This window comes from Leptospira sanjuanensis (assembly GCF_022267325.1).
Classification (GTDB): domain Bacteria; phylum Spirochaetota; class Leptospiria; order Leptospirales; family Leptospiraceae; genus Leptospira; species Leptospira sanjuanensis.
The window spans coordinates 2,259,039-2,278,659 of sequence record NZ_JAIZBG010000001.1; the positions used below are offsets into that span (position 1 = coordinate 2,259,039).

At 44.2% G+C, this 19,621-nt stretch carries 15 protein-coding genes and 1 pseudogene; 5 read left to right on the forward strand and 11 right to left on the reverse strand.

From position 1 onward, the window contains the following. Nucleotides 1–44 precede the first annotated feature (44 nt). From LFX25_RS10235 to xerD, 3 genes are all read right to left on the reverse strand, one after another. Nucleotides 45–455 (reverse strand): LA_2478/LA_2722/LA_4182 family protein, encoded by a 411-nt coding sequence (locus tag LFX25_RS10235; protein ID WP_238730151.1) that lies wholly within the window; start codon nt 453–455, stop codon nt 45–47. After that, nucleotides 452–880 carry an ATP-binding protein gene (locus LFX25_RS10240; protein WP_238730152.1) on the reverse strand — a complete coding sequence of 143 codons (429 nt, stop codon included), beginning with the start codon at nt 878–880 and terminating at the stop codon, nt 452–454. Before LFX25_RS10240 ends, LFX25_RS10235 begins: the two co-directional genes overlap by 4 nt. A 118-nt stretch (nt 881–998) precedes the next feature. Next, nucleotides 999–1,895: a site-specific tyrosine recombinase XerD gene (gene xerD, locus LFX25_RS10245; protein WP_118955771.1), complete on the reverse strand. Its 897-nt coding sequence runs from the start codon at nt 1,893–1,895 to the stop codon at nt 999–1,001. A 126-nt stretch (nt 1,896–2,021) separates the two neighbouring features. Here xerD and LFX25_RS10250 point away from each other — a divergent pair. The 3 genes and pseudogenes from LFX25_RS10250 to LFX25_RS10260 all read left to right on the forward strand — a co-directional run. Then, nucleotides 2,022–2,601 (forward strand): annotated as a pseudogene (locus LFX25_RS10250) (tetratricopeptide repeat protein); the annotation flags it as partial. An 11-nt stretch (nt 2,602–2,612) separates the two neighbouring features. After that, complete coding sequence (locus tag LFX25_RS10255; protein ID WP_238730153.1) at nt 2,613–3,665, forward strand: LA_2486 family SGNH/GDSL-type esterase; 1,053 nt, start codon at nt 2,613–2,615, stop codon at nt 3,663–3,665. A 210-nt stretch (nt 3,666–3,875) separates the two neighbouring features. Continuing rightward, the gene (locus tag LFX25_RS10260) at nt 3,876–4,415 is read left to right on the forward strand and encodes a DUF1564 domain-containing protein (RefSeq protein ID WP_238730154.1); all 540 of its coding nucleotides are present in this window, start codon (nt 3,876–3,878) and stop codon (nt 4,413–4,415) included. 42 nt (nt 4,416–4,457) lie between these two features. Here LFX25_RS10260 and LFX25_RS10265 read toward each other — a convergent pair whose 3' ends face one another. Beyond that, nucleotides 4,458–5,894 carry an MBOAT family O-acyltransferase gene (locus LFX25_RS10265; RefSeq protein ID WP_238730155.1) on the reverse strand — a complete coding sequence of 479 codons (1,437 nt, stop codon included), beginning with the start codon at nt 5,892–5,894 and terminating at the stop codon, nt 4,458–4,460. After that, nucleotides 5,884–7,254, reverse strand: a complete 1,371-nt coding sequence (locus tag LFX25_RS10270) for an LA_2490 family SGNH/GDSL-type esterase (RefSeq protein ID WP_238730156.1) — start codon at nt 7,252–7,254, stop codon at nt 5,884–5,886. Before LFX25_RS10270 ends, LFX25_RS10265 begins: the two co-directional genes overlap by 11 nt. Before the next feature lie 322 nt (nt 7,255–7,576). Here LFX25_RS10270 and trxB point away from each other — a divergent pair, with 322 nt between their 5' ends. Then, nucleotides 7,577–8,524 (forward strand): thioredoxin-disulfide reductase, encoded by a 948-nt coding sequence (trxB, locus tag LFX25_RS10275; RefSeq protein WP_238730157.1) that lies wholly within the window; start codon nt 7,577–7,579, stop codon nt 8,522–8,524. A 648-nt stretch (nt 8,525–9,172) separates the two neighbouring features. Here the strand turns inward: trxB and LFX25_RS10280 are convergent. The 5 genes from LFX25_RS10280 to LFX25_RS10300 form a co-directional block, all read right to left on the reverse strand. Next, nucleotides 9,173–9,895, reverse strand: a complete 723-nt coding sequence (locus tag LFX25_RS10280; RefSeq protein ID WP_238730158.1) for a hypothetical protein — start codon at nt 9,893–9,895, stop codon at nt 9,173–9,175. Nucleotides 9,896–10,930: 1,035 nt separating this feature from the next. Next, entirely contained in the window at nt 10,931–12,256 is a 1,326-nt protein-coding gene (locus LFX25_RS10285) for a hypothetical protein (protein WP_238730159.1), read from the reverse strand. A gap of 42 nt (nt 12,257–12,298) precedes the next feature. After that, on the reverse strand, nt 12,299–12,673 hold the full coding sequence (locus LFX25_RS10290; RefSeq protein WP_238730160.1) for a hypothetical protein: 375 nt from the start codon (nt 12,671–12,673) through the stop codon (nt 12,299–12,301). 539 nt (nt 12,674–13,212) lie between these two features. Continuing rightward, nucleotides 13,213–13,965: a hypothetical protein gene (locus tag LFX25_RS10295; protein ID WP_238730161.1), complete on the reverse strand. Its 753-nt coding sequence runs from the start codon at nt 13,963–13,965 to the stop codon at nt 13,213–13,215. Nucleotides 13,966–14,018: 53 nt separating this feature from the next. Beyond that, nucleotides 14,019–14,927, reverse strand: coding sequence for a carbohydrate-binding module 48 (locus tag LFX25_RS10300; protein ID WP_238730162.1), 909 nt, complete (start codon nt 14,925–14,927; stop codon nt 14,019–14,021). Between the two features lie 155 nt (nt 14,928–15,082). Between LFX25_RS10300 and LFX25_RS10305 the strand changes: the two genes are divergently transcribed. Beyond that, entirely contained in the window at nt 15,083–18,781 is a 3,699-nt protein-coding gene (locus LFX25_RS10305) for a tetratricopeptide repeat protein (RefSeq protein ID WP_238730163.1), read from the forward strand. A 171-nt stretch (nt 18,782–18,952) separates the two neighbouring features. Here LFX25_RS10305 and LFX25_RS10310 read toward each other — a convergent pair whose 3' ends face one another. Beyond that, nucleotides 18,953–19,489, reverse strand: a complete 537-nt coding sequence (locus tag LFX25_RS10310; protein ID WP_238730164.1) for a hypothetical protein — start codon at nt 19,487–19,489, stop codon at nt 18,953–18,955. Between the last annotated feature and the right edge of the window lie 132 nt (nt 19,490–19,621).

Here is a 19,621-nt window from a genome sequence, read left to right on the forward strand (position 1 = left end):
GCCGAACGAATGGGTGATCGGAAAATAGAAAAATTCTCGTTCGCCTATTCGTCTTTGGAGGACTGAAACAACTCTTGGCAGGAAGGAATTCCACCTCCTTCCATTTCCTCGCAAGGAACTTTCAAAAGATCTTCCATGCAGACTTTGACCTTGGCGATCTGCGCGTCCGTAACCTTTTCATATTCGTCGGGAAGAATGTTCTGATCTTTTTGTTCTTCCATACATTGATCCACGGAATACGCAGCGTTCTCGGAAGTTTTTTCGGAGGCGGGAAGAGTTTCGAGATAACGGCTCGCACATTCGGCGGTTTTTGTGCAAAGGCGCGTAAAATAATCCTTACTCAGCTTCTGAACTTCCTCTCTGGAAATGGAAGGACCTTTTCTGCAATTCGGAGCGGAAACAATAGAAATCGCTAATATAAGAAAACCGAATTTATTTTTTTGAAACAGGTTCATTTCAGTTTTGTGAGAATCAGTCGGTTCCCTTCCGGCAGGGATTGGTCGAGATAAAAATGATCCGTGAGTTTTTTCACGAGATACAGACCGATTCCTTCCTCCCGATAATCATTGGGTTCATATCCTCGGATTTCGGAAAGATTTTTCTGACTTCCGAAGTCGCGAATTCGAATTTCCATCCGGTTGTCGTAAAGATTGATTTCGAGAAAAATCGGTAAATTTCGTTTCCCGCCGTAGGAATGTTTAATGACGTTTTGGAGGCATTCCCCGACTGCGAGTTTTAAGTCTGCCGAATCGCTCGTTGTAAATCCGTTCTCGAACGCTAAGTTATAAACGAGGCTCCGGATGATCGACAAGTAACGGGGATGAGAAGGAATCTGCAATCGGAACAGATTTTCAAAGTTCTTCTTTTTACCGGAATCCATTTCGAGTTTATTGCAAGGCTTCTAATTGAATCAACGAGGTAAATCGTTCACACTAAGGAAAGGATTTGCGAGGTTTCGAATCCTTCCGAAAAATACTTTCCTTAGATAAGTTTTGCGATTATCCTCTCGGATGAAACTTCTTATGAACTTCCTTAAGAGTCTTATTAGCCATGTGCGTGTAAATCTGCGTCGTGGAAATATCGATGTGACCCAAAAGTTCCTGAACCGATTTGAGATCCGCGTGATTCTCCAGCAAGTGCGTCGCAAAGGAGTGACGGAGCGTATGCGGAGTCACTTTTTTCGAGATGGAAGTCCGTTTGATGTAGTGATTCAAAAGTCTCCAGACGGATTTGCGATTGATATAAGATCCTTTTTTGGAAACGAAAAGGTATTCGCAGTTTCTCGCTTTGAGAATAAAAGGTCTGCTTTGTTTCAGATAACGATTGAGAATGTCCAAGGATTTTTCGCCGAACGGAACGAGCCTTTGGCGACCGCCCTTTCCTTCCACGGTAAGAGTCATTCCTTCCAGATCCATGTCGCTTAATCTCAGATTGCAGGCTTCGGAAATTCTCAAACCGGAAGAATATAACAATTCGAAGATGCACTTGTCTCTGAGTTCATAGAGGTTGTCTTCGCGAATGCTTGCGAATAATTCTTCGATTTCTTCCTGAGTCAAATAATCGGGAATGCTCCGCATTACCTCGGGAGTTTCGATCTTTTCAGTCGGGTTGGTATCGAGCTTTTTCTCGTCCTTTAGAAACTTGTAAAACTGTCGGATCGCGACGACTTCCCTCGCGATGGTTTTGGAGCTGATCTTTCGATCCTTCTCCTCGTTCAAAAAACGCATGATATCGTTCGCCTGAACTTCTAGGAAATCGATATGTTCCTTTTCCAGAAAGTTCTTAAACTTATTCAAATCGTAACCGTAGGAGTAAATCGAGTTGTCGCTTAATCCCTTTTCTACGGAGAGATATTCCTGGAAATTTTGAAGTAGGTTGTTATGTGAAGATGTCACTGTTTTAGTCCCGTCTGAAATGTTTAACAAGTACTAAATCCTTCGGACGTTTCCTCTCAGGAGAATTAAACTTTTTTATGTTGCCTTAAGGCTTTATGGGAAAATTCTAAACGAAACCTCGGACAAATCCCGGTCTACCTCGGTTTTTTTTCGAATGTTGAGAGCAAAAACTTCTGTATTTATGAGACTAAATATCCGATACGTTTCCTTCTCATTTTTTCTGTTCTTTTGTTTTTCCTGTTCCTCCAATGAGGAAATGATCTGGGACGCGCGGGATTCCCTTTCGATAGGAAACACGGCGGAAGCGATGCGTCTTTATGAATTGATTCTGAAAAAAAATCCGACGCATCTCGAAGCAAATCGAACCCTCGGAATGATTCTCGCGGACAGCGGACTTGCGTTAAACTCCGCGGCGTTTTATCTCGAACGCGCCGAAACTTCCGTTCCCGGCGACCCCGCAGTTTTACTCTATCTTCTTGAAATTCATTTACAAGAAAAAGACAAGGACAAGACCAAGCTAATTCTGGAAAAATTCTCCAAAGGAAAGGAGAAGGAAACGGAAAGTTATGCGGTTTTTCTAAAGGATTGCCTTTTGGAAAAAAAGAAAAACAATTCCGAATTCAGCCGTTTTAAAACGAGCGAGATTCCCGCCCTTCTCCCGCCCGCTCGACGTATGTTTTTAAAATGCGAACTTTCCTTGTACGCGCCGCCCGCTTCATGAAATCGTCTTTTACCCGCAAGATTCTTTTCCGTTCCTTTCTTGTTTTAATCGTCTTTGCGGTATTAGGTGAATTGTTTTTAAGAATTCTTCCGCCTGTAGGATTGATCTATAAGCTGCGAGACAAACAAGTTCATTGTATCGAAGAACGGGAAATTCCCGAGATTATGCTTTGTCCGAATTCGGATACGGTTCTTCCTCATCCGGCGGGTTTTACGTTTCGAGTGCGCGTCGATCGGCGCGCGGAAAGAATCGTTTCAGAGGAACCGGTTCTTCCTGGCAGTAAACCCGAAGTCTGGTTGATGGGCGATTCGATCGCTTACGGTTTCGGTCAGAATGACGAGGATACGATCGCCTGGAAAATGCAGGAAGCGCTGCGGCCATCGGGAATTCAGGTTCGCAATTTGGGCGTGGATTCTCTCGGGACAGGCGGCATTCAAAGAAGAATGGAACGCGCTCTGATTTGCGATGACGATCAACGGAAGAATTGTATTTTACCGAAAGCGGTTTTTTGGATCTATCATCCTTCGGATTTACAGGACGTTCATAGGGAATTCTATTTGAGAAATTCGGTTTATGGAAGATGGCTCTTTCGAGGTTCGGTTTTTTTATCCAGATACAGCGCTCTTTACAACTATTCTAAAATTCGAAGCGAGATGCGGCGTTTAGAAAAGCTCCGCGAGAACGGTCCCGAAATCATTCCCGAAACTCTTTCCAATCATCCGCACGATCATCCATCGTTCCAAGAGATGAAACGGTTTTTCGACGTTTGCAAAGAATTGAAGATTCCATTGACGGTTGTTTTGTATCCGAATGGCACACATGATTTGACTCCTCTTCCATCGACGCCTTTGCTGGATTTGGTGGCCGTGATTGCTCAGCAGAAAGGGATTCCCGTTTTGGATACGAGACCGGATTTTCTGAGCGAATACGAGAAGAATCGAACGGATTTTTATCTTCAGAATGATGGGCATCCGAATCCGACTTCGGCTCAATTGATTTCTAAGCGAATCTTAGAGAGAATTCCTATTCCGATTGCTGCTGGTCGGTAGATAGATTGACTGAGTCTGCGACGGAAACATTGTTTGCTCGTCGGTTGTCTGATTTTTTTGTAGGTTGAAATTTCGAGATTCTTACTCTCGACTTGCGATCATACTCTTCGTTTTTTGGAATTTCAATATCTGGTACATGGTTGTTTATTTTTCTTTGAAAATCCGAATTAACAATGTCCCATTTTGTATCCCCGCGGAACCGCTTCCGATATGGGCGTGCTACTTCTCAATTCCGATCACAAGCTTGATGGCGTTCTTCAGGATAATAGAACGAACGTTGTAACTCTGATTGTCTCGGAGGCGACCTTATCTCTTTATTCAGAGTCAGAACGGCGACATCTCGCCAAACGAATCCCCGAGCTTTTAAAAAGATATTCGAAATATTTGACGGCAATTCCTCGGTTGGGTCAAAAACCGGGAAAAACGCTGTATCAAAATAGTCCCGGTCCGAAAAAAATGAAACGGATCAATGTCCGTCTGAGCACGGGAAGTTGGGCTTTGTTCGGAACTCTTGCCCAGGCTCACGGAGTTTCTCGTTGTTTTCTTTTTAATTTTCTTTTGGAATTAGATCGCGCCGGAGTCGGATATTCTATCGTGAATACGATGAATGAAGGAGGTCCTACATTCCACAGGAATTACAGTTATATCCTCCACCTCGACCTATTAAACAACAGAATCACGAGAACACTACAATGCATTCCCGAAAACTCCTTTTACGTTTTAGATTACCGAGACTGGTTCGATTCCTGAACGATCGAACGGCAAACAGCGTCAAAAAAAACTTTCAAGCTTTCAAAATTGAAAATACAGGAACGGCTGACTAACGGTTACGCTGTATAAAATAAATCCCACCAGAATCATCATACCCGCAAGGGGATAAACAACCCAAGGTTTACTTTGGAGATTTTCCATCCAATTCGATTTCTTCTCTTGTAAAAAGTCAGCGCCGAACAAAACGATTACTGCAAACAGAACGGAAAACGGAACCGCAAGACCTTGGCCGCTTTCAAACGAAAAACTTCGCTTAACAATCGCAAACGCCAAGTCTAAACTCGTTTCATATCCGTATTCGAGAGAAGGTTTTGCACGAAAGAAAAACATCGAAAAGGAAAATACGAAAAACGGATAAACGTATTTGATCCATTCCGGAATTTTGTCCCAGCCCCGTTTCAAGATCGAAAAAGAAAAGATAAAGCGTTCAAACACCATCACGGAAGCGTGACATGCTCCCCAAATGATAAAATTCCAATCGGCTCCATGCCAGAGCCCGCTGATAAACGTCGTAAAAAAGACGTTGAAGTAAGCTCGGGGAATGCTCACTCGATTTCCACCGAGAGAAATATAAATGTAGTCCCGAAGCCAAGAGGAGAAGGAGATATGCCATCTTCTCCAGAACTCGGTTACGGTCTGAGATAAAAACGGACGCACAAAGTTTTCCGGAATCGAATATCCCATGATTCTTCCGGTTCCGATCGCAACATCCGAATACCCGGAAAAGTCGCAATAGATCTGAAACGAAAACAAAAAAGAAGTCACGAGCAAAGACCAAGAATCATAAGCTCCCGGATTTGCAAAAACCGGATCGACAGTCATCGATATCGGATCGGCCACGAATGTCTTTTTAAAAAGCCCCCACGCGAGCTGACGAATTCCTGGAAGAAGATTTTCCTTCCTGTAAGCGTAATTCTCCAGAAACTGATGGAGCATATCCTGAGCACGGATAATCGGCCCCGCAACCAACTGAGGAAAGAAGGACAAGAATAATCCGAACTGAAACAAACTCTTCGCCTGCGGAACGGTTCCGCGATATACGTCCACCGCGTATGAAATCGCCTGCAAGGTGAAAAAGGAAATCCCCATCGGCAACAAAGCGCCCGTGAGCGGAACATAGGAAGGATCGCAGGGAGCGGAATTCGTAAAGACATTCCACGCCTGGATCGAAAAGTCCATGTATTTGAATACATAAAGAAGAAGCAAATTTCCCCAGACCGCCGCGTTCAGACAAAGCAACTTTAGAAATTTGGAATGTGCCGCTTCCATTCCCTTGACCGCATAATAGGTCAAAACGATCGAATAGATCAAAAGAAGAATAAAAGGAATTTTGAATATGGCGTAAAAATACAAACTCGCCAGAAGAAGCCACAACCTCTGAAATCTTGCGGGAATCCAAAAATATACGAGAATGACTACGGGCGCAAAGATAAGATACTGAACCGAATTAAAAAGCATTCTTTTCCAATTCCTTGAGCTGTTTTTCCACCGAACGTTTCGCCCAACGGTTTCCAGGAACCGTCAAATGCCCGTCTTCCGGAATAAAGTAATCTCGAATCCCCGAGAATTTTTTTCCTTTGGGAGTATCGATCACTTCCCCGCACATTTCCTCGGTTTGTTTTCTGAGTTTTAAAACGGGAACGCCCTTCTTTTCGAAATAAGCGGCAGCGCGAAGCGCGTAATTTTCGAGAGGATGATAGAGTCCTCGGTTTCTGCAAAAAATCTCTTCCACTTGAATCGGCATTAAAACGACGATCAATCGGATTCCGTTTGATCGGGAATATTCAACCATTTCGTTATACGCTTTTTGCGTAATCTGTGGAAGCGGTTCGAGAGAAGCAAGGTTCGGCTCCTTGTCCACGCACGAAAAATAATCGGGAATCGGTTCCGGGCAATATTGTTTTTTATATTCTTCCCGGGTCATGTTGTCAGGAGTCGGAATTACAGCCGTATCGGACTTTGATGTCGATATCGAAGTTACATTCTCTTTTTCGAATGTAGTTTTCGTATGCGGATCACACTTCGTTTCGGGAGTTCGAAAAAATGAATCCTTCATATACTTTGTGGGAGTTTGTTCCGCGTTCGAACTCGCCGAAAGTCCGGTCGAATCCCATTCGGTCTGCAATCGAAACTTGGTAAACGCGTATTGAACCTTCAACTGCTCGAGCGCCAACTTCAAAGCCTGCAGCGTGTAAGAAGCTCGGGACAACTCGAATTGTATCTGAAAGTTTCTGTTGAACGAAGGATCCTTGTCTCGAATTTCATCCACCTCGTCGTCCGAAAGCATTCCTTTGGCTCTTAATTCGTCCGGGATCGTAAAGTCGTTGCCCGAAACGAAAAACAAAACCTCTTTTAGATTCTTCAGTTTGGGAGCCATGTCTTTCAGTCTGCGAACCGCACCTAACGATCCGTAGGCGTCTACGGCGAGGTTCAGAGCCTGTCTGCGTCCTCCCTTCAACTCGATTCCGTTGAGCTGATGACAGAACGTGTCCTCATCCGAAACTCCGAATCCCATCACGAGACTGTCTCCCAAACAAGCAAGCTTCGGTTTTTCGGGATCGGCTTCTTCCAAACCGCGCATTCCTAAGGAATTCGTCCTGAATCTTCCTTCCCACTTTCCCGCAAAATGACGGATATAAATATCTTGATTGGGCGCTAAATCGACGTAGTAGATCGGATTGTATCGATGGAGAATCTTCTGATCTCTGTAAAACTGCAGAGAAGGCGCTTTGAGAAGATTGAGAAGTATTTCCGTTCCTAAGAATACTAGGACGAAGAAGGCAAGGACTTGCCCTGCTCGGATGAAGAATCCTTTCATGGATACAGGAAAGGTTGGAATAGAAGGCTCGTGTGGCAAGCGAATTCTCCGGTTTTACCCAGAGATCCGGTTTACGATGCGCCAGAGATGGGAGCGACGCGGAACGCGGTCACATCGTGACCGGAGCGAAGCGAAGTCGCGAAAAGCTCGGTCCTTTCGATCGAAGATCGAAAGGAGGCGCCCGACAAACTCAAAAACGCTTCCATTCAAGACGGTCTTTTTATAAAAACTTTTAAATTTCTTTCTCGAAAAAAGGATCGTCTTTACAACGGTTGAGTCTAAAAGTAAATCAAGTTTAGAATCATTCTAATTCGAGGATACAATGGCCCACAAAATAGTCATTATCGGTTCCGGACCCGCCGGACATACCGCGGCGATTTATGCTGCACGTGCAAATTTGAACCCTGTTCTGTACGAAGGCTTTATGGCCGGTGGAATCGCTGCGGGCGGCCAACTTACCACCACCACCGAGGTAGAAAACTTTCCCGGTTTTCCAGCAGGAATCGACGGAACACAGTTGACCCAGCTTTTCCGCGAACAATCGATCAAATACGGAACTACGATTCATACGCAGACCATCACCAAGGTCGATTTTTCTTCCCGTCCGTTTAAACTTTGGTCCGACGACGAACTCATCGAAGCCGAAGCCGTTATCATTGCGACCGGCGCAACCGCCAAACGAATGCACGTAAGTGGTGAAGACACATACTGGCAACGGGGCATTTCCGCGTGCGCCGTCTGCGACGGCGCACTCCCCATTTACCGTAACAAAGAACTCGCCGTCGTCGGCGGCGGCGATTCCGCCGTGGAAGAAGCGTCTCACCTTACAAAGTTCGCGTCGAAAGTGTATCTCGTCCATAGAAGAGATTCGTTACGTGCTTCCAAGATCATGCAGAAGCGTGCGACCACTCATCCTAAAATCGAAATCATCTGGAACTCCCAAGTTCAGGAGGCAAAAGGCGACGGTAAAAATCTGACCGCACTCACCCTGCAAGACACGGTCAACGGTCAAAAGAAAGAACTCGCCGTGGGCGGTCTCTTTTATGCGATCGGTCACAAACCGAACACGGATATCTTTGAGGGAATTTTGGATCTGGACGAAACCGGTTATATCAAAACAGTTCCGGGCACGACCCAAACAAGCGTAGAAGGCGTGTTTGCGGCCGGAGACGTTCAGGACAAAGTGTATCGTCAAGCGATCACCGCCGCGGGCTCCGGCTGTATGGCCGCGCTCGAAGCGGAGCGCTGGCTCGAATCCAGAGAAGAATAAGAATTTTAGAGAATTCTAATGGATAAGGGGACCGCGCGGTCCCTTTTTTTGTCGAATTGGATTTTTGATCAATACTCTAAATAATATAATTTTTTATTTGTTATCACAGCTAAAACGAAATCCCTTTCTGACTGAGTAAGCGGAATGGATTGCCTGCACTGATTATCCGTTGTTTGAATTGCCAAATAGATTGAGGGATCATACATATTGGGAAGTTCGTACGCTTGCAATAGTTTTTCCCGATCCGCAAATGAGTTACAATTCGCCTCGAAATCCGTTTGTTCAATTTTCAAAATCCGATTTGCCTTATACATATATGGATCCGCATTTTTTAGCATCGAATCTAAAGTTTGAATTTCCCCATAGACTTCGATTATGCAATTATTAACCTCAGATGCAATTTTAAGTAAACCATTCCTAAGCGTTTCAAATCTGCGAGAATTCGATTCATTTATTTTTGGTAATGAACATTCGCTAAATAGATAATTTACACATCCTCTGTAGAAAAGATTCGGATTTTGAATATTTTGTAGATAGAAGCTACATCCCGATTGAGATAGATACAAAGTGGAAAAATAAAATGCGAATTTAGCTTCGTCTGGTCTCGGCACATATAAACAGCCCCAAAAGAGAATCGAAAACGCTATTTTAAAAGTTATGTGCAAAACTTTTTTCATAATAAAAACCGTAACTACTCGCGAAAGGCGACGGACTCTGAAATAAGTGAGATTGATTGGAAGATATTATTCTGAGATATTCCTCCAGCGGTATTTCTTTTGCCTTATATGCGCCGGTTTTCTCGCCCACAGCGTCTGTATCGTAATACCTGTAAGCCTCAACAAAATAATACAATGAAACGAACAAAAAGAGGGTTGCCGAGAAATAGAAATTTTCTCTTGAACGTAAAAATTCAGCCGTCCTCTCCTCATAATTAACGAATTGAATTGAATCTGCAGTCCTACGTTGATTTATAACGGTCTCATTTAAAAAATAAAGAGCGGATCCTAAAGATAGAAACTTCAAGCCGAACGCGAGATAATTTCTCTTTCTTATATTCTCTTCCTCAATAGAACGATATTCCGAACCGCTTCTAAGATAGATCAAACTTTCAAAAGAAGCCTTCAAAGGACTACTTTTGAGTATTTTCTCCCTATACTTTTCGTCTACAACGGATTGAATCGATTCTTTCGGCAAAAGATTCCCAATCTTTCCCTGTCTTAAAAAATAACCAGATTCCAACTCTTGATAATCCCCGAATAGCGCGTGCCCTGATTTGGTTATTATGAATCCTTTTTTCCAAACAGAATCAGCTTCAAGATTTGAACAAAGCGCTATAGTCAAAAATATGAAAAACCTGAATTTATTTACCATACAATCGAATCCTTATCGACAATCGTAAGCGGTTTTTCACCTGGAAATAATGTACGGTAAAATGAATATTTGTTCTTTTCTCTTTTATAAAAACAATACTGGACATCTTTCATTTTCAAAAAGTTCGGTGGATGCGGTAGGATTCGAACTTGCATCAGTTCGTGCGGACAAGACTCCATTTTATGTTTCGAACCTTCGTCAGGCGATGTATTTCGCGGAGTTTCTTTCTCTTTTTCTTTGCCACATGCAACAAATAAAAAAATCAAGATCATCGAGATAAAGCACTTATAGATCATAATTTGTTAAACCTAAGGTTTGGAGCTTCGGTTCTTCCATTAGATGATTGGCGAATTTTTATCGTCTGGATTCATATCATCCAAACAACGCATCACAAAATTTGTCACACAAATATGGTATTGACTTCCGCAATTTGCTGACTCCATACCTTCGCTGTTTTGAGAACAGATACGTTTCTGTTCGTCACAATATAAATACGCGCTAACGCATTCAAGTGCGCTTGTCTTATCATAATTGCTGAATGGACTAACAATATCGCCTTTATCGTTACAAGAAAACGAGACAAACGCAATCATTGCAAAAATTAGAATCCTTCGTTTCATAAGGTAAATTTCAGAAAAATTACAACTCTCAAGGCCAAAATGAGGCGCCAAACAGACGTCATCGAACAAAGAACTTAGGCAGCAATTAAACAATCCAAAGATTTCGATGCATATATTTTCTACTTTTCATTTCTTACACACTCACTGACTAAGCTTGAACAATTTGCCAATTGAGTCCCGCATTTTTTGCCTGTTGCATCCTCTACGCAGGCTTTATCCTGTTCAAAACAATAAAGATAAAATAACGTACATTGTTCGCCACTAGTGCCTTTTTTAGGTTTAGTTGGATCTTCCCATTCCCCGTCCTTATTGCAGAAACAAAGAAAAAGAATAACAGCAATCAGTAATATTTTTTTTCTCATTAGAATGTACAGATCCCAAAATAAAAACATAGTATAATCAATAACATGGCATCCTAGTTTGCTTCCGGAAGCGGTGGAGGTTCGGGGGTCCAACCTGCGGGTTGTGATGTGGGAAACGTGGCAGTATTCGTAAAATTACATCGATCTCCTTGCTGCGGAGTCGGATTTGTCCACCAGCCCAATTCACTGATCTTATTACTTACATTAGAAGCGTGTAACGTATGACCAAACGGATGCGAGAAATGGATCGAATCACCTCCATACAAATTCGGGTTCCCTTCCCACCAACGACCTGCAGCTAACGCACCTGGATCGGAAAACGCAAACCATTCGTCGAGATATTCGATATTCCTTTGCATTACGACTAGATTCTTTGTATATAAAGTAAGATAACCTAATTGTTGTGAAAGCCAGCTCGTATCCGTTCTTTTACTTCCCGAATAGTTCAAAGCTTTCGCAAGAAAATTTTCGACTTCTCTTTCCTTCGAACCCGAATAAATGGAAGCTGCCGCTAATTCTTTGGTGGTTTGCGGTGCCGTACAGTTTCCTGCTGCAATACATTCCCTTACGTCGTTATAAACCGGCCCAGCAGTAGTAATTGCAGTCGCCAAAGCATTCAACGCAAATTGAAACATTTGATTGTAAAAATTTCCGAGGACACCAAGATCACCGAAGAAATTGAACTGAGGAAGAGCGGGACGAGGCGTATGACTAACAATCAACACTTGGGCTCCTTGCGCTTGGTGATAAGTAACCAAGCGGTTCAAATTGTTAATCACTGCATTTTGTCGGAAGATACTCAACCAGGGAACAGCTTTTAAGATTACCTCATATCGTAAAATATCGTTACCGCCGTAAAGAATCACCGCCCGACGGTTTTCCAAGTTGATATGAGTATCATAACCGGGCATCGGATTTGGATAAAATTTGGAAGGATCACTTCCACCTTTCAAATCGAAATGATAACGTAAATCTTCTGACGTTGAACCTCCAATTGCTTGCTTATCAATTACATTCCAATTATTGCCGTAATAAAATTTTGGATCTACCGGTATATCATTCCCTACTGGCCCTTGTCCAGGTATATCAAATTTCATTGGGATTCGATCTATCCAATCCGTCATAGAGTCGCCCCAAAAAATAATATGCCTTTGATTGTTCGTAAGTACATCGTTTTGGGAAATAGGACCTCTTGGTTCTGAAGTAGTAAAGTTTTTCGCTTTGCATCTATTTTCTAGATTTCTTTCGAAAGCTTGTCGTAAAGCATTCCGAGCAAAAAGGGCCTCTCTAAATTCTTCCAATAACTGTGCATTCGTCGGAACGCCGGTAAGCGCACTATTCAATTTTCCATACCATTCACTTACCGCACTCGCTTGCAAAAACGAAGTCCGAAAAAAAATGAAATTAATACAACTGCTCTTTTATTCATTCGAAATTCCTAATTCCGCTTTCATCTTTTTTTGCGTCGTTTTAATTATCTCTTCTCGCATATATAAATATTTGTCTGAAAGAGAAGAAAGAATTTTACATTCGTCCGCATCGACAGGAGAACAAACTTTTAAGAGCATTTGCAATGAATAGATCCAAACCGTAATCTCAATCCTAAATTCCTTTAAAACTTCGATGGGAAAACTTTCCGCATCAACGAGCATACTCTGAATTACTTGGTCGGAATATTCGAGCAAGGTCATACCGGGAGCGTATCCCGGAATATCACCGACAAACGCAAGATTGTCCGAAGAATTTGGATTTTGAAACAACTGATTCAGATCCCGAAGCCCTTCCAATTGGATCAATTTACTTTCTTGTAAATTTTGTCCCTTTCGTATTTGAGAATTCATAACCGCGCCGATCGCTTGAACTTCCGTTGTTAGCAATGGAGAGGGAATAAAATCCTGCGAGATGACGATCGCCGGATACCTTGTTTGCGAATTAGTAACTAATGGAAGCAATAGTTTCCCTGTTGGAGTAGACAAATCACAATAACTCAAGAAGACTAACGTAAATAAAAATATCGTATATTTAATGCATTTAAACACAAATCCACAACATTCAAGACGTCAATATAGCTCAACTAAGTTTATAGTTGTAAATTTTTAAAAATAATAATACTTTAGAGTCAAAATAAAATCAATTAGTATCTATGTGTCATTTATTCCAATAATATTTAACTTTAATCGAGATCATTTACGAATTCTGCAATGAGTGCGTAAAATATACGCAAAATTGATTAAGGGCATAAAAACAGGAATGAAAAGCCAATAAGAGAGGAAATTCGAAACTTTAAAACGTAAATTGATGTTTTATTAGGGAATTACGAAAAACGTTTCTCGCCTCAAGGCCGATCGACCAACATTCCTCTTCCGTTTCGAATATCATAAATATAGAATGTGATTTCCGGAAGTTTCGGAGCCGTGGACGGTTTTTTCTTTTTCGGTTCCTCTTTTTCCTCTTCAAGGGAAACGATCATCACCAGTCTTTCTTTGCCGGAAGAAGGAAGAATTTTCTCCAAGGAATACTTTCTGGGAAGAACTCCGACCAAAGTGGCCGCGATCGGATTGTAAACGAAAACCTGTTTGCGGTCTCTTTGATTTAAAAATCCGTCCTTGTTCGTATCCTCGGTCATACCGATTAGAATCAGATTTTTGCCTGTGGAAATTCCGTGCGCAAGAACCGAATCCGATTCGGATTCTTCTGTGGATTCTCCTACGCCGACCTCTTTTTCCTTGTCCGTTCCGGTGAAATAATCCCAGATATAAACGTTGCGGTTGAAGAGTTTGCGCGGAATGCCGGATTCAAGATCGATTACGGTGAGATTTCGCGCGTGGTTCAAAGTCTTTCTGGGACCGGCCACGGTTTCCCTGGAAAGTTCAAACGGATAAAAAAGGTAACGTTCCCAAAGAACCACGGAATGATTGAGTAGATCTCCGCTTCGGTCCGCGGGTGTCAAAGGTTCTTCTTTCGAGGAACCGGGTTCCACCAACTCGACCCCGCGATCCAATATGAACCAGCTTTTAGAGAGAGTGAACACGAGAATCCCGACTATGATGATCCCGAACGCATACACTCCCAAGCGGACTTTTTCCATGATGTGTAGAAAAAAGCCCGGGAAAAGTCCCGGTCAATGAAAAAAAGATTCTCTTATTTCGCTTCCAAAGCGTACGAACGTTCGGGAACCGTAAGATAGGAAGAAATTTCTCCCGTATCTTCCCGAAGTCTTGTGTTTTGATTGAACGTGTCCAAGATGATTTTTCCGTCTCGAACGAAGTTATAGAGATACGTTCCCGGTTTCATCTTCTTGATAAGAGTGAACACGTCCTTTTCTTTTTTCAAAACGTCCTCTTCCGGGTCCCAGTGATTGAAGTCCCCGACCAACGTAATCATCTCCGCGTCCGGCGCATAAATTCGAAACTCGACGGTTCTGTATTCCAATTCTTCATAGGGAGAATCTTCCAAGATCCTTGTGGTCACGTGTTTGTCCGGGCCGGATGGAATCGCGACGAGTCGTGAAACCAAGGAACCGTCCCCGTCTTCCACCGAATCCGAGTTAGACGGGTCGTGCGTAAACAAACCGTCGACTCGGAACTTGTATTCTAAGATTTTCAATTCTTCGCGAATCGTGTCCCTGCTTTCCGGATTGTAGACCGTGTAAAAAACTCCGTGATCGTTCTTCTTCAGCGGAATACATCTCCAAAGCGAAAAATTTCCGCAGACGGAAACGTCTTCGTTTTCGATTCCTTCGAAAGTAAATAGAATTCCACGATTGAGAAGTTTTCCCGTTTCCAAGGATAAGGAAGAATCGATGTAACGGATGTATCTCGGAGCCACGGCCCGTTTCAACTTCTCCATTTGCCAATAGTAGTAGATCTTTTCCTTTTCCACCGGCTCCAAGAAATCCTCGTAGTCTTCGGACGAAAAGGAACCGATCCAATTTCCTGCGTCGTCGGCTCCGATGGCAACGGTGATGGTCAATAGAAGTGCGAGTAAAACTTTTGTCGTAGGGATCGATTTCATTCTGAATAAAAGTTCGATCAGTTTTCGAAAAAGCATAAGGCAAATCCGGAAAATCACTTCCAAAGAAACCGAACTGGCCGTGTTATAGGACATAAAATTTTTTTTCGATTCGGGGCGTTTTTGAGAGGATTCGGGATGAGTTTTTTCCTTGGAGAATCGAGAAGCATTCCGATATAATTTATCAGGATATCATGGCAGAGGCGAATTCTACCCCATTGAGCGAAGCGGAATTAGAACAAGTCCGTTCTATTCTAGAGCCTCTTTCCAAAAACCCGGATATTTCGGAAGAACTCAATCCGATGCTTTCCGTTTTCCGTCAGAAGATGGGATACGGATCGCAAATGCCTTCTTCAGACGAGGAAGAAGAAACCGAAGATACGACTCCGACCGCCGGAGACGAAGAAGAATCGGACGAGGATTTTGAAGAACCGCAAAGACCGCAAAAGCCTCCCACAAAAGTATTCGAAGACGACGATATCGATTTAGACGAACTCTTGGCGGAACCGAAAACACCGGCTCCCGCCGATGATTTTTCATTTGAAGAAGAATCTCCTGCTCCGTCCGCAGATGCCGGCGATCCATTTGGCGACTTCGGAATGGACGCGGAACCCGCTCCTACCGCTTCGGAGGATTCCGACGCGTTCGGTGATTTCGGACTTTCCGAAGAACCAAGTTCCACTCCTTCCGATGATTTTTCTTTCGGAGACGAAAGCCCTTCTCCTTCTGCGGACGCGGGCGATCCGTTTGCGGGCTTAGATGAAATGACCGGAGGAACTCCTTCCTCCGACGATCCGTTCGCCGGAATGGGAGATACGACTTCGGCGGATTCAGATCCGTTCGGTGGTTCCGATTTCGGTTCAACCCCGATGGACGACTTTGGTTCTACACCTTCCAGCTCCGATGCGGACCCGTTCGGAGATATGGATTCTTTTACTTCCACGCCGGAACCGAGCGCCGATCCGTTTGCAGGAATGGGCGGCCTTGAAACACAAGGCGGCGGTGACGACGACTTCGGCCTCTCCGCTTCGGAACCCTCCGGAGGCGGAGATTCTTTCGACGACTTCCTATCTTCTTCTCCGACTCCATCCGGCGGCGGTGACGATGATTTTTTCAGCTCTTCGGCGGACTCCGGTCCTTCTCCCGGAGAATCGGACCCGTTTGCCGACTTCGGCGATATGGGCGCACCTGCGGGACAAGATCCGTTTTCGGATCTTGCTTCTTCCGCTACGGTTTCGGAAGATCCGTTCGCGGACTTCGTTCCTTCCACCGAAGAAGACACGTTATCCGACATTCCTGCCGGCGGAGATTCTTCCTTTGAATCCTTTAGTCCCGATTTGGATAGCGACGTAGGCGGAGGCGATTTCGATTCCGGAAGTTCCTTCGGTCTCGAGGCGGACTTACAAGGTCTTGCGAGCGAAGAAAAACAGGACATCGACAAGGGCCTCAAAGACGAAGAACTCGCGATCATCCAGAAGGAAATTCTCCGTTATCCGCCTACTCTGCGCCGCGCGGTCATCGACGCGATCGTTCAAGATCGACTTACTCCGAGAGACCAAAAAGGTTTATTAGAACTCATTAAAATAGAAAGTTCTCCGGAGGAAATCGCGGACTTCCTCTCGGGAGTTTTGGGAGAAACGATTTCCGTTTCCCAAAGAATGAGCGGTTTCTCCAAAGACGGGGTTCCGATCATCTCCACCGATCCTCTGTACACAAAAGAAGGATTACAAAGACAAAGAAAGGCGATCCGTAGAACGATCATCGGGATCGCCGCGGGAATCTTTCTCGTGGTCGGCGGAACGTTATTTTACAGAAACTTCATCATCCCGAATCAGGCGGCTCAGTATTACGAACAAGGTCTGACATTGATCCGTGAAGCGGGAGCCTATCCGAAAAACAGCGAGTCCCGCAAAAAGAAATTCTTTGAAGCGGAAGAATCCTTTGCCAGAGGAGAAAATATTCTCCCGAACCACCTCAAGTATTTAAACCTCTACGGTGTGGAATATACGAGAGTCGAAGAATACGACCGCGCTTTTGAAAAATTATTCGGTAAGGTCAGCCCCGATTTCGGCGCAGGCGGGGAAGAACCTTCCTCCAACGCTTGGGACAAACGCGAAAAAGTCCCTATCATTACGCTTGCAAAAGGTCAGGTTTGGGACAACGGAAAACTTCCGATCGCCGGAAAAATCGGGAACGAAAACCGAATGATTCTCGTCGCTCAAGACGGAATTCAAAGAAAAATCATGAAGGCCGGAGCCTACATCGTGATGCGTCTGGAAAAACAAACGCACGACAATCCTACGTATAAGAATTTGGGAAGATTTCATTCTTCCATTATGCCTTCGTTCACCGAGTCTTCTCTCGGAGGCGGAAAGTATAAGAACGATCAACTCGCGATCAACTTTTTCAAACAAGTTTATACGGACGGAAACGAACCGTATGACGAAGAATCGACCGCAGGTATCGCGAAGATCTATTACAACCGGAGAGAATTCGGAAAGGCCGCGTCCTTTTACAACAAGATCGTGGAAATCGATCCGTCCAGTCCGGTCGGTCAAGGCGGCCTGCTCTCCACGTATATCGAGATGTGGAAAGAAGACGGAAACCCTCAGTTCGTCATCAATCATCACAGACAGATCAAGAACAACTTGGACATCGAGAAAAAACTTTCTTTGCACGTTCTTTCCAAACTCGCTTCCTTCTACACCGATCTAAACAAGAAAGAATTACGAATCCGTTATAATATCAATCCGATGGATCAGGTTTCCGGAATGGAAGTCAACGACAACGCCCTCGAAATTTTGGATCTGATCTATCATAAAACGGAAGAAGATCCGGTGACCGGCGTGGAAATCGACGGCGCAGATTACGCGGAAGGTTATTATCAAAGAGGAAGATACTTCGCTTCGATCAAGGAGTCGATTCAGGCCAGAAGATTTTTCGAAAAGGCCGCGACACTCGATCCGGCGCATTATCTGGCATCTACGGAACTCGCCGAAAACGCGATCCGTCTCGCGAACTTCGGCGAAGCCGACAAATTGTTAAACGAATCCCTCAAACGATTCGAGAATTACAAACAAAGTTACGGCGCAAGAGAAGAAGACGAAACATTGATCCAAGGAAACGTCGGCCGTATTTATTTCGACAAGGCGAGAATCCAATACTTATCCGCGGCGGGAATCCACGAAAAAGATAAGATCACCGAATTTCCGGGCCGCAAAATCTATCCGTTCCGCGCGAGAGCCGCGATGGACGCGATCGCAAAAACGAGATCCATGGAACTTAAAAATTCTTTGGACGGTTTTTCCAAAGCGGAAGCGGTTCAAACCGACGAAAACGAATTCACTCTCATACGCAGATGGAGAACTCCTCTTCCCGCCGGAATTCAAAGAGAACTTCGTTACTTCAAAGGTTGGGTGGATTATATGAGCGGGGATTTTGCCGCTTCGCTCAACGAATGGTCCGGTTTCGAAGACGAGGACGAATACAATCATTCCACTCTTTTGATGGGAAAAGCGAACGCGTTCTATTATACGGGTCAATACAAAGCGAGCCTCGGGAATTATCTCAAGGTTCAGGACGACATGGAAGAAAAATTGTTGAATATGGGACTTCCGAAACCGGATGATCCGTATCACCAGGAAGTCTACCAGACGTTAGTCGCCGCTTACAACAACATCGGCGCGGTTTATGAAAAACAGGGAAACACCGCCGAAGCGTTGAAACATTACTGGAAGGCGATCGAAACTGCGAGAAAGATCAACGAGGTTTCCGAAATCGCGATGTCGAACAAGGACTTAATGTTTAAAAAAGAAGCGATCGGGCAAGACCCTCTTCTCGAAGACTGGCTTTCCCCTACGCTCGACAGCGTAAAGAAGTTAGCACGGGAATAGAAAAGGATCAGCAACGAATTTTTCAAATGTTCCGACAAAAATCATACTTTTTACTTGCAAGAAGTATGATTCTTTGATACGAAAAATTTTCCACCGCCGCCCCCACCCCGTGGAGCGCCCCTTAGGAAGCGACACATAGGGTGGGACCAAGTTTTACTGAAAAGCCCTATATCAGAGATTCAGAATATTCAATTTTCCTTGTGTTTCCAACCTCTCCCGCAGCGACTTCAAAAGCGATTGGAACCTTGCGATTTCTCCCTTGCTCAAAAGCTGGTTCGTGGTTTTTTCCCGGGACGAAAAGCTGAACGTGATTTCTTTTGCGACGAGAATCCTCTCCGCGACGTCCGCAGGAACCAAGGAAGAAATTCTCATGGAATCGGAATAGTCGGTTCCCACCTTTCTCAAGTTAAACCAGGTTCCGTCGAGTTTCAGGGAAACCCCGATCGGAAAACTCACCTCGAACGAACTCAAGAAATAATCCAGATAAACCGTCTTTTCGCCGTTCGGATTCTTATAAACTCCCCGAAACGTCAACGACTTCGTGTCGCCTTGGGAGCAGAAAACGTGAAATCCGGGACAGAAAGGATCGGAATGAAAGAGAACCTGTTCCAAGGCCGGTTCGGGGGTCTGACGGATGGATTCGCTCGAACAGGTGATTCCCAAAACTACGGCGAAAGAAAGAATGAGTGCGGAAACTGAAATTTTCAAAAAGGATCTCCCGTGATTTTTCCCCCAGTTTTTCCGGCCTGCCGGAGATTTGAAAGAAAATTCCGTTCTTCAACCACGCGGCTGCGCCGCGGGAAAAATTCAATTTTCAGGGAAGAGCACACTTGAAACCCT

What these genes read in the sequence shown, in the direction of transcription:
- LFX25_RS10235 (WP_238730151.1), bottom strand. Translation starts at nt 455, where the DNA reads ATGAACCTGTTTCAAAAAAATAAATTCGGTTTTCTTATATTAGCGATT.
- LFX25_RS10240 (WP_238730152.1), bottom strand. Translation starts at nt 880, where the DNA reads ATGGATTCCGGTAAAAAGAAGAACTTTGAAAATCTGTTCCGATTGCAG.
- LFX25_RS10255 (WP_238730153.1), top strand. Translation starts at nt 2,613, where the DNA reads ATGAAATCGTCTTTTACCCGCAAGATTCTTTTCCGTTCCTTTCTTGTT.
- LFX25_RS10260 (WP_238730154.1), top strand. Translation starts at nt 3,876, where the DNA reads ATGGGCGTGCTACTTCTCAATTCCGATCACAAGCTTGATGGCGTTCTT.
- LFX25_RS10265 (WP_238730155.1), bottom strand. Translation starts at nt 5,894, where the DNA reads ATGCTTTTTAATTCGGTTCAGTATCTTATCTTTGCGCCCGTAGTCATT.
- LFX25_RS10270 (WP_238730156.1), bottom strand. Translation starts at nt 7,254, where the DNA reads ATGAAAGGATTCTTCATCCGAGCAGGGCAAGTCCTTGCCTTCTTCGTC.
- trxB (WP_238730157.1), top strand. Translation starts at nt 7,577, where the DNA reads ATGGCCCACAAAATAGTCATTATCGGTTCCGGACCCGCCGGACATACC.
- LFX25_RS10280 (WP_238730158.1), bottom strand. Translation starts at nt 9,895, where the DNA reads ATGGTAAATAAATTCAGGTTTTTCATATTTTTGACTATAGCGCTTTGT.
- LFX25_RS10295 (WP_238730161.1), bottom strand. Translation starts at nt 13,965, where the DNA reads ATGGAAAAAGTCCGCTTGGGAGTGTATGCGTTCGGGATCATCATAGTC.
- LFX25_RS10300 (WP_238730162.1), bottom strand. Translation starts at nt 14,927, where the DNA reads ATGCTTTTTCGAAAACTGATCGAACTTTTATTCAGAATGAAATCGATC.
- LFX25_RS10305 (WP_238730163.1), top strand. Translation starts at nt 15,083, where the DNA reads ATGGCAGAGGCGAATTCTACCCCATTGAGCGAAGCGGAATTAGAACAA.